Consider the following 15,151-nt stretch of genomic DNA (forward strand, 5'->3'; position numbering starts at 1 on the left):
GCTGTTTATATCGGCGCAAAGCTGATTAACTTGAGAGTTCCGGGAGGTAAATAGAATCGCAGCCACGGGTCCGTGAACCCGACGGCATGCTTACGAATCGGCGTGCGGTAAGTAGTACCTGGCGGCGGTGCAAGCAGACGTTTGTGCCGCATGCCGATGGCGGGACTCTCGACGAAAGCTGGCTATCGCGCATGCTCGAAGTTGGGGCACGACAGCACCCGCTGCGGCTGCATCGCAGTGCCGGGCTGGCCGGCCGGAGCAGGGGCGCCTCGCGGCGCTGACGAGACGAGCCGGACCGCGTCGGCGCCCGCGTTCGCGAGCACGTATTTTTCCGGGCTGTCGTCCGGCTGCCAGTACGCGCGAAACACGTCGCCGTCGCTGAACACGAGCAGCTTGCCGTGCACCGTTGTTCCGCCGCCGACGAAGTCGACCGGTTCACCGTCGCGTAGCGAAAAGCCCTGCACGGCACTGGAATTGGTTGCGCCGACGAGGGTCGCGCACGGGTTGTCGCTGGCCGCCGCAGCCACCGATGACAACGCGCAGAGCAGCGCGCATGTTGCAAAGTGGCGAATTCTCACTTTTTTATGTCTTGCAGAAAGTTTTCTTGTGATGTGTTCCGCAAATAGCGCGCCCGCGCTTCACGAAAAGGGCTATCGTCATCGGGAAGGCCGCGCGGGCTCGCATAACGCGACCTAAGGTACTGAAATTGCAACGGATTGTGATACGCGGCAAACGCTCATGAGATGGCGCGCGCACATAAGCCCGCGATTCTTATGGCAGTTTGCGACGGAAAAACGTCAAACCGGCGCTCCGGCCTTGATACAAGCCTTACACCAAGGGTTTGCGCGAAGGTGCGCCTATGCGTTAGTGTGTCGGTCCCGGCGCCTCAGAGTGGCGCCGGTTCCATGATTACCATACGGGAAGTGCTATGAACAAACAGGAACTGATTGATGCAGTCGCCGCAGCGACGGGCGAAAGCAAAGCGGCAACCGGCCAGACCATCGACGCGATCGTCGAGGCAGTGACCAAGGCCGTGGTGGGCGGCGATACGGTGCAACTGGTCGGTTTCGGTTCGTTCTCGACCGGCGCGCGCGCAGCACGAGTGGGCCGCAATCCGTCGACGGGCGAAGAAATCCAGATCGCCGCGGCCAAGACGGTGAAGTTCACCGCGGGCAAGGCGTTCAAGGAAGCCGTCAACGCGTCGTAAGCAACGAGCTTCACGCCGGAGCATTCGCGGTGCGCTTTGCAGCTTCCTGTGAGGCGCACGCGTGAATGATGCGATAGGCGTGAGGTTCTCGCGCTGCCCAACCCAGCCAGGCGGTTTGCCCTGGCAACTGGCGCGGCGCGTGTGCCTGGCTCCTTGGCCAGGCGTTCTCGTCCTCGATCGGCCCCGAGCGGGTCGCGAGTGGAGCCGTCGCCGAACCGCGCTCGCGCGGTCCGTGTGTTACGCTGTCAGCCGGCGCGGCGCTTGCGGGTTGCCTCGGCGAGCGTGGCGAGCACCGGCTCGGTCTGCGCCCAGCTCACGCAGGCATCCGTGATCGACACGCCGTAGCGCAACGGCACACCGGCCTTCAGATCCTGACGGCCTTCTTCCAGATGACTTTCGAGCATCACACCGATGATGCGGCCTTCGCGCGCCGACAGTTGCCGCGCGATATCGTCCGCGACCTCGATTTGCCGCAGATGCGACTTGTTCGAATTCGCATGCGAGCAGTCGATCATCACGTGCTCGCGCAGACCCGCTGAACGCAGCGCTTCACAGGTCGCCTGCACCGACGCGCTGTCGTAGTTCGGTCCTTTCTTGCCGCCGCGCAGGATCACGTGCGCGTCGTCGTTGCCGCGCGTTTCGAAGATCGCGGCCATGCCCATTTTCGTCATGCCCATGAACGCGTGGCTCGCACGCGCCGCGACGATCGCGTCGGCGGCGATCTGCACGCCGCCGTCGGTGCCGTTCTTGAAACCGATCGGGCAGCTCAGTCCCGACGCGAGCTGACGATGACTCTGGCTCTCGGTCGTACGCGCGCCGATCGCACCCCACGCGATCAGATCGGCGATGTATTGCGGGCTCAGCAGATCGAGGAATTCGGTCGCGGTGGCGAGACCCAGACCGTTGATGTCGAGCAGCAACTGCCGCGCGCGACGCAGCCCTTCGTTGATGCGGAAGCTGCCGTCCAGACGCGGATCGTTGATATAGCCTTTCCAGCCCACCGTCGTGCGCGGCTTCTCGAAGTACACGCGCATCACGATCAGCAGATCATCGCGGTAGTGATCGGCGGCGGCCTTCAGCTTGCGCGCGTATTCGATCGCCTGGTCGTGGTCGTGAATCGAACAGGGCCCGACGATCATCACGAGCCGGTCGTCGCGGCCGTGCAGAATGTCGGCGATTTCGACGCGAGTCTTCTCGACCAGCGTCTGCACCGCGGGCGGCACCGGCAGTTCGTCCTGCAGCAGCGCCGGCGAAATCAGCGGACGGACCGCGCCGATGCGCACGTCGTCGATGCGCGTGGTGTCCTGGGTGGCGTCGGCCGAACCGACTTCCTGATCGTGCAGGGGATTGTCGAGGGCGCTCAAGATGTTCTCCGCAATCGGTTGATGAGGCGGTCTTGCCGCCTGACTATGCGAGCGCCGCCGCGACGAGGGCGCGGGCGCTGCGTGGGTTTGACGTGGACCGTGCGGGCTGGCTGGCTGCGGGCCTCGGGCGAGGTTCGACGCAGGTGTTGCGTCGGGCTTGACGCGACGCCGCCGCGACCGCGCACGGATGCGCTGGCGCGATTATGACACTCGTGCCGGCCTGGTGGCAGGCGGATTCAGAGCTTCTTGATCAACGCCATCGCGGCGGCCGGATTGCGCTCCTTGAAGCCGCTGATCACATACAGATAGACGTCGCGCTTCGCTGTTGTCGCGGGCGGCTCGGCGCAGGTTTCCAGATCGTCCGGTGTGGTGCCCGCGGCGAGTTGGCGCACGCGTTCGGCCCATGCGTCGAGTTCTTTCGTCGAATAACCTTTGGCTTGCTTCTCGCTCGTGCCCATGATGCGCGCGTACACGAACGGCGCGGTGATATCGGCGATCTGCGGATACTCGCTGTCGGCCGCGAGCACGACCGCGACCTTGTACTTGCGCGCCAGCGCGATGAACTCCGGTGTCCTGAACGAATCGTGACGAACCTCGACCGCATGCCGCAGCTTCTGTCCTTCGATGCTCGCGGGCAGCAGCTTCAGAAAGGACTCGAAATCGTCCGCATCGAATTTCTTGGTCGGCGCGAACTGCCAGTTGATCGGTCCGAGCTTCTGTTTGAGCAACAGCACGCCGCTGGCGAAGAAGCGCTCGATCGTGTCGCCCGCATCGGCCAACACCTTGCGATTGGTCGCGTAACGCGGCGCCTTCAGAGAGAAGACGAAATCGTCCGGGGTTTCCTGAAACCACTTTTCGTAGCTGGCCGGTTTCTGCAAACCATAGAACGTGCCGTTGATTTCGATCGAGGTCAGATGCCGGCTCGCATATTCGAGTTCGCGGCTTTGCGTGAGGTCTTCCGGATAAAACGGCCCGCGCCACGGCGCGTACGTCCAGCCGCCGATGCCGATGCGAATGCGTGCGGTGGACACGGACTTTGACGGCGCTTCGGTTGATTTTCTCGTTGGCGCTTTCTTTGCGGCTGTCGGCCTGTCGCCGCGTTCTTCGCCAGACTTCTCGCTTTGCTTGCTGCTTTCCTTCGCGCTTTTCGCTGCGGGCACTTGGGCTCTCCTTCGGGCTGCGGCGGGAAAGCTCGTAGATTAGCCGCTTTTTTCGCGGCGCGCGGCGCTGGCTTCGTCAAAGCGCCGGCTCGCCGCCGCCACTTCCACGCGAAAACGCTGCAATGCACTGAGCGCAAGATCGGGGGGAGTCAGCGCGGCCCACAGCACGTCGATCAGCTGATCGGCGGTGGCCTCGATATCGATCTGCCGGTTCGCGAGCGTCGCGTCCCACAGCACGTGCTCCATCGGACCGAACACCATCGAGCGCAACAGGCGCAGCGGCATGTCGGCGCGAATCTCGCCGCTTTGCTGGCCTTGCGCGAGCACGCGCATCAACGGCGCGGTGTAGCGGCGCTGCAACTCGGTCAGCGCTTCGCTGAGTTCGTGATGCCGCGCGCGACCTTCGGACAGCACGAGTGCGCACAGGTCGGTGCCGTTCACGAGCATCAGCCGCAGATGCATTCGCACGATGAACGCGAACTGCTGCCGCACGTCGCCGTCGCGCGGCAGGCCCGCTTCGATCGCGTCGATGATCTCGTCGTACCAATCGCCGATGACCCGGGCGCACAGCTCCCGCTTGCCGCGAAAGTAGCTGAACACCGTCGCCTCGGAAATGCCGAGGCGCTGCGCGATTTCCGCGGTCGTCGCGCGCTCGTAGCCCTTTTCGGAAAACACGTCGCGCCCCGCCTGAAGGATCTCCTTCACGCGCTGCTGCGACTTGCGTCCGGCCGGCTGGCGACGCGAGACAGGTAATCCAGTCTTCTCGGCAACCGTCATATGAGTCGGATTCAGATTTTGAAGCAGGTTGGGGGTAAAACTGGCGTTTGAGCGCCTCGCATTTGCCCGATGACCGCGATGCTATCACCGAATCGGGTGTCTGGAGCGGCTTTGCGAATTTTCTGAGTAACACTCAAAAATACCTATTGACGCTTACGTCAATCTGGCGTGAAATGCGCGATGACATGCTCTCGCGTGCCGCTTCGCGTTCCGTCAGCGGCCGCCCACGAACTCAGGAGACACCGCAATGCCCAATCTGCCCGGTTTGCAGTTCCCGCTCGGCGAAGAGATCGAAATGCTGCGCGACAGCATTGCGTCGTTCGCCGCCAAAGAAATCGCGCCGCGCGCCGGAGAAATCGATCGCACCGATCAGTTTCCGATGGACTTGTGGCGCAAGTTCGGCGACCTCGGCGTGCTCGGCATGACGGTTTCCGAAGAGTACGGCGGCGCGAACATGGGCTACACCGCGCACATGGTCGCGATGGAGGAAATCTCGCGTGCGTCGGCCTCGGTCGGCCTGTCGTACGGCGCGCATTCGAATCTGTGCGTGAACCAGATTCATCGCAACGGCACCGAAGCGCAGAAGCGTAAGTATCTGCCGAAGCTCGTATCCGGCGAGCACGTCGGCGCGCTCGCGATGAGCGAGCCGAACGCAGGCTCGGACGTGGTCAGCATGAAGCTGCGCGCCGAGAAGAAGGGTGATCGCTACGTGCTGAACGGCACCAAGATGTGGATCACCAACGGCCCCGACTGCGACACGCTGGTCGTCTATGCGAAGACCGATCCCGAAGCGAATTCGCGCGGCATTACCGCGTTCATCGTCGAGAAGGGCATGAAGGGTTTCTCGGTCGCGCAGAAGCTCGACAAGCTCGGCATGCGCGGCTCGCACACCGGCGAGCTGGTGTTCCAGGACGTCGAAGTGCCGGAGGAAAACATCCTCGGCCAGCTCAATGGCGGCGTGAAGGTGCTGATGAGCGGTCTCGACTACGAACGCGCGGTGCTCGCGGGCGGCCCGACCGGCATCATGGTCGCGGTAATGGACGCGGTGGTGCCGTATATCCACGACCGCAAGCAGTTCGGCCAGTCGATCGGCGAGTTCCAGCTGATCCAGGGCAAGGTCGCCGATCTGTACACGACCTTGCAGGCATGCCGTGCGTATCTATACGCGGTGGGCCGCCAACTCGACACGCTCGGTAACGACCACGTGCGCCAGGTCCGCAAGGACTGCGCGGGCGTGATCCTGTACACGGCGGAGAAAGCCACGTGGATGGCCGGCGAGGCGATCCAGATTCTCGGCGGCAATGGTTATATCAACGAGTATCCGGTCGGGCGCCTGTGGCGCGATGCGAAACTCTATGAAATCGGCGCGGGCACCAGCGAGATCCGTCGCATGCTGATCGGCCGGGAGCTGTTCGCCGAAACGCTGTAATGCAAAACGAACGGCCCTCTGGAGAAGCCACGTCATGCCGATCATCGAATCAAAACTGAATCCCCGCTCGGACGACTTCCGTGCGAACGCGGCGGCGCTCGAAGCGCTGGTCGCCGATCTGCGCGCGAAGATCGAGCAGCTCGCGCAGGGCGGCGGCCAGGCCGCGCGCGACAAGCACACTGGCCGCGGCAAGCTGCTGCCGCGCGACCGGATCGCATACCTGCTCGATCCGGGCACGCCGTTTCTCGAACTGTCGCAACTGGCCGCGTACGGCATGTACAACGACGACGCGCCGGGCGCGGGCGTGATCACCGGCATCGGCCGCATCGCGGGGCAGGAGTGCATGATCGTCTGCAACGACGCGACCGTGAAGGGCGGCACCTACTATCCGGTCACGGTCAAGAAGCACGTGCGCGCGCAGGAAATCGCCAGCGAGAACCGCTTGCCGTGCGTGTACCTCGTCGACTCGGGCGGCGCGAATCTGCCGAATCAGGACGACGTGTTTCCCGATCGCGATCACTTCGGCCGCATCTTCTACAACCAGGCGAATCTGTCGGCGGCGGGCATTCCGCAGATCGCGGTCGTGATGGGCTCGTGCACCGCGGGCGGCGCGTATGTGCCGGCGATGAGCGACGAGTCGATCATCGTGAAGAACCAGGGGACGATCTTTCTCGGCGGACCGCCGCTCGTCAAAGCCGCGACCGGCGAAGTGGTCAGCGCCGAAGATCTCGGCGGTGGCGACGTGCATACGCGTCTGTCGGGCGTCGTCGATCATCTCGCGCAGAACGATGCGCATGCGCTCGGGATCGCGCGCAGCATCGTCGGCAATCTGAACCGCGTGAAACCGACGCCGCTCGCGTTGCAGGAGCCGAAGCCGCCGCGTTACGACACGCACAGCATCTACGGCGTGATTCCGGTCGACACGCGCAAGCCGTTCGATATCCGCGAGGTGATCGCGCGCATCGTCGACGATTCCGCATTCGACGAATTCAAGGCGCGCTACGGCACGACGCTCGTGACGGGCTTCGCGCATATCTGGGGGCATCCGGTCGGCATCGTCGCGAACAACGGCATTCTGTTTTCGGAGTCGGCGCTAAAGGGCACGCACTTCATCGAGCTGTGCTGCCAGCGCAAGATTCCGCTCGTGTTCCTGCAGAACATCACCGGCTTCATGGTCGGCCGCAAGTACGAAAACGAAGGCATCGCGCGAAACGGCGCGAAGATGGTGACGGCCGTCGCGACCGCTAAGGTGCCGAAGTTCACGGTGATCATCGGCGGCTCCTTCGGCGCGGGCAACTATGGCATGTGCGGCCGCGCGTATTCGCCGCGCTTTCTGTGGATGTGGCCGAACGCCCGCATTTCGGTTATGGGCGGCGAGCAGGCGGCGTCGGTGCTCGCCACGGTCAAGCGCGACGGCATCGAAGCGAAGGGCGGCAGTTGGAGCGCGGAGGAAGAAGAGGCGTTCAAGCAGCCGATCCGCGAGCAATACGAGCATCAGGGCCATCCGTACTATGCGAGCGCGCGGCTGTGGGACGACGGCGTGATCGACCCGGCGCAGACCCGCGACGTGCTCGGCCTCGGCCTGTCGGCGGCGATGAATGCGCCGATCGAAGACACGCGCTTCGGCGTGTTCAGAATGTGATGGCGCGCGGCGCCGCGCTGCGAGAAAGCCAGCCAAAGGAGTGCTACGCATGCAATACGAAACGCTGAAGGTCGAGGTTGCCGGCCAGATCGCGACGGTCACGCTCAATCGTCCGGACGTGCGCAACGCGTTCAACGAAACGATGATCGCCGAGCTGACCGCCGCATTTACCGCGCTCGACACCCGCGACGACGTGCGCGCGGTCGTGCTCGCCGCGAACGGCAAGGCGTTCTGCGCGGGCGCCGACCTGAACTGGATGAAGAAAATGTCCGGCTACTCGGACGACGAGAACCGCGCCGATGCGATGCGTCTCGCGGGCATGCTGTCGGCGGTATATCGCTGCAACAAGCCGGTGATCGCGCGCGTGAATGGCGACGCGTATGCGGGCGGCATGGGCCTGATAGCCGCATGCGACATCGTCGTCGCGGTGGACAGCGCGCACTTCTGCCTGTCCGAAGCGCGGCTCGGGCTGATTCCCGCGACGATCGCGCCGTATGTGATTCGCGCGCTCGGCGAGCAGGCGTCGCGGCGCTACTTCGTCACCGCCGAAGCGTTCGACTGCGCGACCGCGTTGCGGCTGGGTCTCGTCAGCGAAGCCGTCTCCAATGCCGAGCAGCTCGACGCAACGGTCGCGCAGCTCGCGCAGACGCTGTGCGCGAACGGCCCGCAAGCGGTGCGCGCCTGCAAGCGGCTCGTGCAGGACATCGCAGGTCGCGAATTGAGCGACGCGCTGATCGAAGACACGGCAGTGCGGATTGCGAAGACGCGAGCCGGCGCCGAAGGCCGCGAGGGCGTCGCGTCATTCTTCGAAAAGCGCGCGCCGGGCTGGCGCAACTGACAGGCCCCGCTAACAACAACGCCCCGTACCGCCTATTTCATCGAGACACTCATGTTCAACAAGATCCTGATCGCCAACCGGGGTGAGATTGCGTGCCGCGTCGCGGCGACCTGCAAGCGGCTCGGCATCGCGAGCGTGGCCGTCTATTCGGACGCCGATGCCAACGCGAAACACGTCGCCGTCTGCGACGAAGCGGTGCATGTCGGCGGCTCGACGGCGGCGCAAAGCTATCTGCGCATCGAACGCATCATCGAAGCCGCGCGCGCGACCGGCGCGCAGGCCATACACCCGGGCTACGGCTTCCTTTCCGAAAACGAAGACTTCGCGCATGCGTGCGAGGAAGCCGGCATCGTCTTTATCGGACCGCCGGTCGAAGCGATTGCCGCGATGGGCTCGAAGGCCGCCGCGAAGGCGCTGATGCACGCGGCCGCGGTGCCGCTCGTGCCCGGCTATCACGGCGATGACCAGCAGCCGCAGTTGTTGCAGCGCGAGGCCGACGCGATCGGTTACCCGGTGTTGCTGAAAGCGAGCGCGGGCGGCGGCGGCAAGGGCATGCGCGTGGTCGAGCGCAGCGCCGACTTCGCGGCCGCGCTGCTGTCGTGCAAGCGCGAGGCGGCCAGCAGCTTCGGCAACGATCGCGTGCTGATCGAGAAGTATCTGACGCGGCCGCGGCACGTCGAAGTCCAGGTGTTCGCCGATCGGCACGGCGGCGCCGTTTATTTGTTCGATCGCGACTGCTCGGTGCAGCGGCGGCATCAGAAAGTGCTCGAGGAAGCGCCCGCGCCGGGGCTGTCGGCCGAGGTCAAACGCGCGATGGGCGAAGCGGCCGTGGCCGCCGCGCGCGCGGTCAATTACGTCGGCGCGGGTACGGTCGAGTTCATCATGACGCCGACCGGCGAGTTCTATTTCATGGAGATGAACACGCGGCTGCAAGTCGAGCATCCGGTCACCGAGATGGTGACGGGGCAGGACCTCGTCGAATGGCAACTGCGCGTTGCCGCGGGCGAGGCACTGCCGCTCACGCAGCAGCAGTTGAAGCTCGACGGCCACGCGATCGAGGCGCGCATCTACGCCGAGCATCCGGCCCGCGGTTTCCTGCCGTCCACCGGCATGCTCAAGCATCTGCGCATGCCCGAAGGCGTCGAGTTCGCGATCGACGCGGCCGGCTTAGGCGCGGCCGGACTCGGCGAGCCGGGACGCAAGGCGCCGGTGCGCATCGACAGCGGCGTGCGCGAGGGCGACACGATCACGCCGTTCTACGATCCGATGATCGCCAAGCTGATCGTTCACGGTGCGACGCGCGAGGAGGCGTTGGCGCGGCTCGCACGCGCGCTGCATGCGTGCGAGGTCGTTGGGCCGCATACGAACGTCGAGTTTCTGCGGCGCATCGTCGCGAGCGAGCCGTTCGCGAGCGGTGACCTCGACACCGGTTTGATCGAGCGTCATCACGATGCGCTGTTCGCGCCGGCACAGAAGCCGTTCAAGGAAGCGCTCGCGCTCGCGTGCGCCGCGTTGCTGACGCGCGAGGGCGGCACCGCGCACGGCGCATCGCCGTGGGACGCGCTGTCGCACTGGCGGCTCAATAGCGGTTACACGCAAACGCTCGGCTGGCGCGTGATCGACGACCGCGCCAACGACGACAGCCCCGAGTCGTTCACGGTCGTTTTCGCGCGCAACGGGGACCCGCAAGCGCTCGTGCAAACCCTCGAACACGACGGCGTGCGCGAGGACTTCAGCTGGTCGGTCGGCGCGGGCGCCCACGAATTCCGCGCGACGATCGGCGATGCGCGCGTGACGGGGCGCGTATTTGTCGACGGCGACAGGTTCCACGTGTTCTGCCACGGCGAGACGCTCGCATTCGAATGGCAGAACCTGCTCGCGCATGCTGCGGATGCCGAGCACGGCGAAGGCCGTCTGACCGCGCCGATGCCGGGCAAGGTGATCGCGGTGCTGGTCGGACCGGGCGCGGTGGTCGAGAAGGGCGCGCCGCTGATCGTGATGGAAGCGATGAAGATGGAGCATACGATCGGCGCGCCGGCGGCCGGCACCGTCGCCGAGGTGCTGTATGCGGTTGGTGATCAGGTCACCGACGGCGCGCAGCTGCTGGTGCTGGACGTGCAGCAGGCGGGTGGATGAGCGCGCCGAGTGGAAGATGAGGACGGCGTGAATCAGGCGAGCCGCGCGTACCCCGCGGCGCGCGCCTCGCTTTCGAGCTCGCCGATGCGCGCGTAGTCGGTCAGCGGCAGCGCCGAAAAACCTCTCAAACGCAGGCGTTTCGCTCGCTCGGGGCGGATGCTCAGCGTCTCGTTCAATGCGTCGCGCAGCTCGGCGATCGTGGCCGGCGGCACATTGGCCGCGGCGATCAGCGGCAAGCCCGGCGACGCGGCGGTCATGCCGATCGCGCGCACGCGCCGCGCCAGTTCGGGCAGCACATCGCCAACGAAGGCGAAGGTCACGCAGTCGATCGCGGCGACGTCCGCGCGATTGTCCGCGACCGCGCGCAGCGAGCCAAGATGCGAGCCCGTACGCAGCACGGAGCCGAAGAACATGCCGGCGCGAGCGAGCGGCGCGACCGCGTGGCGAAACGCGTTCATGCCGCTGTTCGAATCGTCCTGGTTGTAGGCGGCGCGTGCGCCGCGGCACGAGGCGAGTGAGTCGAAGCGCGCGTCGGCGCGCGTGACCAGTACGCTCGAGTAATGCGCGCCGTCGCAGCCCGGCGCATCGAAGCAGGGTGTCGCGACCAATTGCACCTGCGCGTGAAGCCCGTGCATCAGCGGATAACCGCAGGTCTGCGAGATCAGCAGGTTCGGGCGCCGCCAGAAGCCGTGCAATTCCTCGTCCGGTTCGACGATGCGGCACGCGGGCTTGACCCGGTGCAGCACGTCGTCGAGCCACACGCGCCATTCGAGGTCGAGCGCGGGCGTCACGTTGTACATCGGCAGGGCAGCGATCCAGCTCATGAAGGGCGTTTCTCGCACGCCTAATGTCTGACCAATTTGAAATCGTCCAGACCGAGCCGCACCGGCTCGCTCGGCGTGTACTGCCAGCGCTGCGCGGCGACCGAGAGGATCTCGTCCTGCGCATCCTCGAACGCGACCAGCAGGTCCTCCTTGCGACGGCTCTCGGCGCCGCAGAACTCGACCAGCGCGTCGGCGCTGACTTCAAAAACCTGTGCGCGATCGTCGCAGCACACCCGGAACGCGACCGTCGCGCATTCCGTCACACAGGGCCGAAACCCCTCATCGACATAGACCGACATGGCGAACTCCTTCCAACGCCTGAATCGACAGGATGACAAACCGCGCCTGCCAGGTATGTGGGAGAACCGGCATTGACGGCCAAATGCCCGGCGCCGCGGCAGGCGCGACGGTCCGGAAACTGGCGGAAAGTAAGCCAGAAACTGGCGGCGGACTCGTTCAAGCCCGAGCCAGGGCCGCGGCGCGAACCGTGGCCGGAGGGAAGACCGCGGCGATTCGCTCGCCATCGGTCCTGCCTCGTGGTGGGCCGCCGCGAGTCGGAATCACGGCGGGCACTGCTCAGAAGACGCTTAAATCGGGCGCTCCAACCCAACGTTGAAATCGGCGCGCGAACTGCTCGCGCCGGTCTCGGACTGTCTTTGGGATTTTCCCACCAACCTCGCGGTGTAGATCCGCGTAGGTATCCACTTTACGATTAGCGCGCGTTTTGTGCAGGCGATGAGTCGGGCGCGGCCCGCCGGGTTACGTGAGTTCCCGAGAAATTGAGCCGGCGGATCAGCGGACCCAAGGTCGTCGCTTGAATCAGCAGGCTGAACACGACGACCAGATACGTGACGCCGATGAACATTTCGCGTCCGTGAAACTCGGGCAGCGACAGCGCGAGCGCAATCGAGATGCCGCCGCGCAGTCCGCCCCACGTCAGCACGACAGCCGAATGCGGACTGAGCCGCCGAAACTTCTGCAGCGCGAGCAACGGAATCGCGACGCTGGCGCCGCGCGCGAACAGCACGACCGGAATCGCCGCGAGCCCAAGCCAAACGATCTCGAAGCGCAGCGACAGCGCAATGATTTCGAGTCCGATCAGCCCGAACAGCACGAGATTGAGCAACTCGTCGAGCAGGTCCCAGAAGTTGAACAGATGCTCGCGCGTCTTCTCCGACATCGATGTCGACGCGCCGTGATTGCCGATCACGAGCCCCATGATCACGACCGCCAGAGGCGCCGACACGTGAAGTGCTTCGGCGAGACTATAGCCGCCGGTCGCGAGCGCGAGCGTGATCAGGATCTCGACTGGATAGCTGTCGATGCCTCGCAGCAGCAGCGACGCGCCGAAGCCGAGCGCCGCGCCGAGCACGAGCGCGCCGGCGACTTCGCGCAGCAGATCGAACGCGATCGCGCCCGCGGAAAACTCGTTCGCGCCGGTCGCGAGTCCGACTAGCGTGACGAACGCGACCACGGCCGTGCCGTCGTTGAACAGCGATTCGCCGGTGATCTTGGTTTCGAGGCTCTCGGGCGCCGCCGCCCGCTTGAGCACGCTGAGCACCGCGATCGGATCGGTCGGCGAGATCAGCGCGCCAAACGCGAGGCACCACAGCAGGCTGACCGGCTGGCCGAGCCATTGCGCCGCGTAGTAAAAGCCGAAGCCGACCACCGCGATCGAAATCAATACGCCGATCGTCGCGAGCATCAGCACTGCGCGCCGCTGCGTGCGCATCTTCGACAGATCGACGTGCAGTGCGCCGGCGAACAGCAGCAGGCTTAGCAGACCGTGAAACACGATGTCGGGGAAATCGATCTGCACGACGATCTTGCGCGCGGCGATCGCCATCGCCGGATAGTAGAAGCCGAGCGCCGAAATGCCGACGCAGACGACGAGCCCGACTGCGGTGATGCCGAGGGTGTCGGGTAACCTGATGAACCGATAGTTGAGGACGCCGAACAGCGCGACGATGGCCAACAGCGCGCCGGCAATCTGGAAGACGCTCATCGTGCATGCTCCCACGTTGCGCGGCGGCGCGAACGCGTGATCATCGTGGCAGCGAGGTAACTTGCGCGAAGAGGCATAAAACCGGCAGGCAGAGAAAGCCGCCACGATTGCGATATTGAACCAGCGAGATGTTTCACCAGCAATTCCTTATTCAGGCTCATTCAATCCGATAAACGATCTACGGTTTGCAATGACACGATCGTTGCCGCTGGCGATAGAGCGACGTACCGCTACAGACGCCTTATTCAAACTCGACGGACGATGCGAGCAGACGCAAAGTACTTAATCGGACCACAAGCGGATGACGGCGAACCTGTTGGAGCCAGGCTCGCCAGAAGGTGCCGCGATGGGCAATGATAGTGTTCGGACCACTGAAGCGCCGGGCGAGTTCCGGTCTTTATTTTGGGATATAGCTTTTTTATTTCGAGATCTTCCGCACGGCTTGATTCGTCACGATCTATTCAATTTGATCTGAATTGGCATTATCAATTTGTAGTTCGCTTTGCCGTCCGATGACACCCACTATTGGCCATGTGAGACGCCGGAATTGGCATGCCGAAAACAGAGAAAGCCCTAACCGGAAATCGCCGAAGATCTGACAATTTTTGACAATTACGAGTCGAGAATGATGCAGCATCGATACATGGCGAAATGCTGTTGTGTAGAAATGGCTGAAGACGGAGAAGATTATGGAGCAAACCTATCGTTATCGTGGATTCGACATCACGGTCAACGCGTTGCATGCGACACATACGTGCTCACCTGTCGGCGGTGTCACTGCGCGGCGCGCGTACGTGGCGAACGTCACGTTGAAGACGCGGCTGATCGGCGGCGAGTGGTCGACTGCTTTCCGCGTCGGTCCGCCAGCCGGTCGTTCGGCGACCGATTTGCGAGAAGTACTGGCGGCTGGATTCGCGGCCGCCACTCGGGTCGTCGACGACGTGGTGAGCGTGATGGGCGATGGCCTCGCGCGCAAGGCGGCCTAAGGTCGTGGCGAGCGTAGAAATAACCACGCGTATCCCAGCGGTGCATAGGGTCCCAGACAGGGCGTGCCCGTCTCCTCAGCGTCCTGTTGTTTTAATCCCGCTCCCCTGTGCGGGAATTTTTTTTGCCCGATTGAAATCGCGGGCGCTCGATAACGCACTGTCACATCGGCACGACAACAGAAAACACAAGAAAAAAGCCTCGAACGCGAAGCGCGATCGAGGCTGCCGAAGGACAGACTCAATGTCTGTCCGGGAAGGTCGATCGGACCCGTGATCGACCTTCCCCACTATAGCGAGTTGTCGGTCGAGCACTTGTGAACAAATGTCTCAGTCGGATGCGCGTAGCATTGATTACCTGCGCTCCTGCATCAGGCGTCGTACATGCAACCGCCCGGGCGGCTCGAAATATGTGCCGAAGCGCACGAGCCCGGCCCTCTGCAAATGACACGTCATTTCGAAACTGACCTGCACGCCCGGATCATCGTCCTCGAGGATGTCGATGTCGATAGCGCGAATACGTGGTTCGTATTTCAACAGTGTCGCTTCCATCTGCTGCTTCAGCGCGTGCGCCGACGACGGCAATGCCTTGTAGATGTTCGTCATGTCCGGCAGACCGTAGTCGGGCAGGTGCTTCAACGCGCCCGCGCGCGTGTTCAGAATGCGCTGCACGTTCTGTTGCACGCTCAGGCATTCGAGCGTGCGGTCGTCGTAGGCGCCGAGCGGCTCGCCGCCGATCTGGCCGAGCAGCATTTCGTAGAGGGACGGTCCCGCCGGCATCGGGTG

Annotated in this window: 14 protein-coding genes; 6 read left to right on the forward strand and 8 right to left on the reverse strand. The window is 64.1% G+C overall.

Annotated features, from left to right (window positions below; genetic code table 11):
• Positions 1-182: 182 nt before the first annotated feature.
• Positions 183-578: a hypothetical protein gene (locus AB4Y34_RS00625; RefSeq protein WP_176379416.1), complete on the reverse strand. Its 396-nt coding sequence runs from the start codon at positions 576-578 to the stop codon at positions 183-185.
• A gap of 350 nt (positions 579-928) precedes the next feature.
• Here AB4Y34_RS00625 and AB4Y34_RS00630 point away from each other — a divergent pair, with 350 nt between their 5' ends.
• Entirely contained in the window at positions 929-1,207 is a 279-nt protein-coding gene (locus AB4Y34_RS00630; protein ID WP_167039836.1) for an HU family DNA-binding protein, read from the forward strand.
• 245 nt (positions 1,208-1,452) lie between these two features.
• On the opposite strand, the gene AB4Y34_RS00635 is transcribed toward AB4Y34_RS00630, so the two are convergent.
• From AB4Y34_RS00635 to AB4Y34_RS00645, 3 genes are all read right to left on the reverse strand, one after another.
• Positions 1,453-2,571, reverse strand: a complete 1,119-nt coding sequence (locus AB4Y34_RS00635; RefSeq protein WP_368714915.1) for a 3-deoxy-7-phosphoheptulonate synthase — start codon at positions 2,569-2,571, stop codon at positions 1,453-1,455.
• Positions 2,572-2,807: 236 nt separating this feature from the next.
• Positions 2,808-3,602 carry a DUF72 domain-containing protein gene (locus AB4Y34_RS00640; protein WP_176379417.1) on the reverse strand — a complete coding sequence of 265 codons (795 nt, stop codon included), beginning with the start codon at positions 3,600-3,602 and terminating at the stop codon, positions 2,808-2,810.
• A gap of 168 nt (positions 3,603-3,770) precedes the next feature.
• Positions 3,771-4,508 (reverse strand): TetR/AcrR family transcriptional regulator, encoded by a 738-nt coding sequence (locus AB4Y34_RS00645; RefSeq protein ID WP_176365916.1) that lies wholly within the window; start codon positions 4,506-4,508, stop codon positions 3,771-3,773.
• A gap of 247 nt (positions 4,509-4,755) precedes the next feature.
• Between AB4Y34_RS00645 and AB4Y34_RS00650 the strand changes: the two genes are divergently transcribed.
• The 4 genes from AB4Y34_RS00650 to AB4Y34_RS00665 are packed head-to-tail and all read left to right on the forward strand — an operon-like array spanning position 4,756 to position 10,553.
• Complete coding sequence (locus tag AB4Y34_RS00650) at positions 4,756-5,937, forward strand: isovaleryl-CoA dehydrogenase (protein WP_176365915.1); 1,182 nt, start codon at positions 4,756-4,758, stop codon at positions 5,935-5,937.
• Between the two features lie 34 nt (positions 5,938-5,971).
• Positions 5,972-7,579: a carboxyl transferase domain-containing protein gene (locus AB4Y34_RS00655; protein ID WP_176379420.1), complete on the forward strand. Its 1,608-nt coding sequence runs from the start codon at positions 5,972-5,974 to the stop codon at positions 7,577-7,579.
• A 49-nt stretch (positions 7,580-7,628) separates the two neighbouring features.
• A complete protein-coding gene (locus tag AB4Y34_RS00660; protein ID WP_368714916.1) occupies positions 7,629-8,417 on the forward strand; it encodes an enoyl-CoA hydratase/isomerase family protein in 789 nt (262 codons plus the stop codon).
• Between the two features lie 51 nt (positions 8,418-8,468).
• On the forward strand, positions 8,469-10,553 hold the full coding sequence (locus tag AB4Y34_RS00665; protein WP_368714917.1) for a biotin carboxylase N-terminal domain-containing protein: 2,085 nt from the start codon (positions 8,469-8,471) through the stop codon (positions 10,551-10,553).
• Between the two features lie 32 nt (positions 10,554-10,585).
• On the opposite strand, the gene AB4Y34_RS00670 is transcribed toward AB4Y34_RS00665, so the two are convergent.
• The 3 genes from AB4Y34_RS00670 to AB4Y34_RS00680 form a co-directional block, all read right to left on the reverse strand.
• The gene (locus AB4Y34_RS00670; RefSeq protein WP_368714918.1) at positions 10,586-11,377 is read right to left on the reverse strand and encodes a phosphate/phosphite/phosphonate ABC transporter substrate-binding protein; all 792 of its coding nucleotides are present in this window, start codon (positions 11,375-11,377) and stop codon (positions 10,586-10,588) included.
• A 20-nt stretch (positions 11,378-11,397) separates the two neighbouring features.
• A complete protein-coding gene (locus AB4Y34_RS00675) occupies positions 11,398-11,676 on the reverse strand; it encodes a DUF1488 family protein (RefSeq protein ID WP_018434317.1) in 279 nt (92 codons plus the stop codon).
• A gap of 413 nt (positions 11,677-12,089) precedes the next feature.
• A complete protein-coding gene (locus AB4Y34_RS00680) occupies positions 12,090-13,382 on the reverse strand; it encodes a cation:proton antiporter (protein ID WP_368714919.1) in 1,293 nt (430 codons plus the stop codon).
• 689 nt (positions 13,383-14,071) lie between these two features.
• Here AB4Y34_RS00680 and AB4Y34_RS00685 point away from each other — a divergent pair.
• Positions 14,072-14,368: a hypothetical protein gene (locus tag AB4Y34_RS00685; RefSeq protein WP_176379425.1), complete on the forward strand. Its 297-nt coding sequence runs from the start codon at positions 14,072-14,074 to the stop codon at positions 14,366-14,368.
• 351 nt (positions 14,369-14,719) lie between these two features.
• On the opposite strand, the gene tssE is transcribed toward AB4Y34_RS00685, so the two are convergent.
• The gene (tssE, locus tag AB4Y34_RS00690; protein WP_368714920.1) at positions 14,720-15,145 is read right to left on the reverse strand and encodes a type VI secretion system baseplate subunit TssE; all 426 of its coding nucleotides are present in this window, start codon (positions 15,143-15,145) and stop codon (positions 14,720-14,722) included.
• Positions 15,146-15,151 lie beyond the last annotated feature (6 nt).

This window comes from Paraburkholderia sp. BR10954, from assembly GCF_040965775.1.
GTDB classification, from domain to species: Bacteria; Pseudomonadota; Gammaproteobacteria; order Burkholderiales; family Burkholderiaceae; genus Paraburkholderia; species Paraburkholderia youngii.

What these genes read in the sequence shown, in the direction of transcription:
- AB4Y34_RS00675 (WP_018434317.1), bottom strand. Translation starts at nt 11,676, where the DNA reads ATGTCGGTCTATGTCGATGAGGGGTTTCGGCCCTGTGTGACGGAATGC.
- AB4Y34_RS00630 (WP_167039836.1), top strand. Translation starts at nt 929, where the DNA reads ATGAACAAACAGGAACTGATTGATGCAGTCGCCGCAGCGACGGGCGAA.
- tssE (WP_368714920.1), bottom strand. Translation starts at nt 15,145, where the DNA reads ATGCCGGCGGGACCGTCCCTCTACGAAATGCTGCTCGGCCAGATCGGC.
- AB4Y34_RS00685 (WP_176379425.1), top strand. Translation starts at nt 14,072, where the DNA reads ATGGAGCAAACCTATCGTTATCGTGGATTCGACATCACGGTCAACGCG.
- AB4Y34_RS00650 (WP_176365915.1), top strand. Translation starts at nt 4,756, where the DNA reads ATGCCCAATCTGCCCGGTTTGCAGTTCCCGCTCGGCGAAGAGATCGAA.
- AB4Y34_RS00655 (WP_176379420.1), top strand. Translation starts at nt 5,972, where the DNA reads ATGCCGATCATCGAATCAAAACTGAATCCCCGCTCGGACGACTTCCGT.
- AB4Y34_RS00670 (WP_368714918.1), bottom strand. Translation starts at nt 11,377, where the DNA reads ATGAGCTGGATCGCTGCCCTGCCGATGTACAACGTGACGCCCGCGCTC.
- AB4Y34_RS00645 (WP_176365916.1), bottom strand. Translation starts at nt 4,508, where the DNA reads ATGACGGTTGCCGAGAAGACTGGATTACCTGTCTCGCGTCGCCAGCCG.
- AB4Y34_RS00660 (WP_368714916.1), top strand. Translation starts at nt 7,629, where the DNA reads ATGCAATACGAAACGCTGAAGGTCGAGGTTGCCGGCCAGATCGCGACG.
- AB4Y34_RS00680 (WP_368714919.1), bottom strand. Translation starts at nt 13,382, where the DNA reads ATGAGCGTCTTCCAGATTGCCGGCGCGCTGTTGGCCATCGTCGCGCTG.
- AB4Y34_RS00665 (WP_368714917.1), top strand. Translation starts at nt 8,469, where the DNA reads ATGTTCAACAAGATCCTGATCGCCAACCGGGGTGAGATTGCGTGCCGC.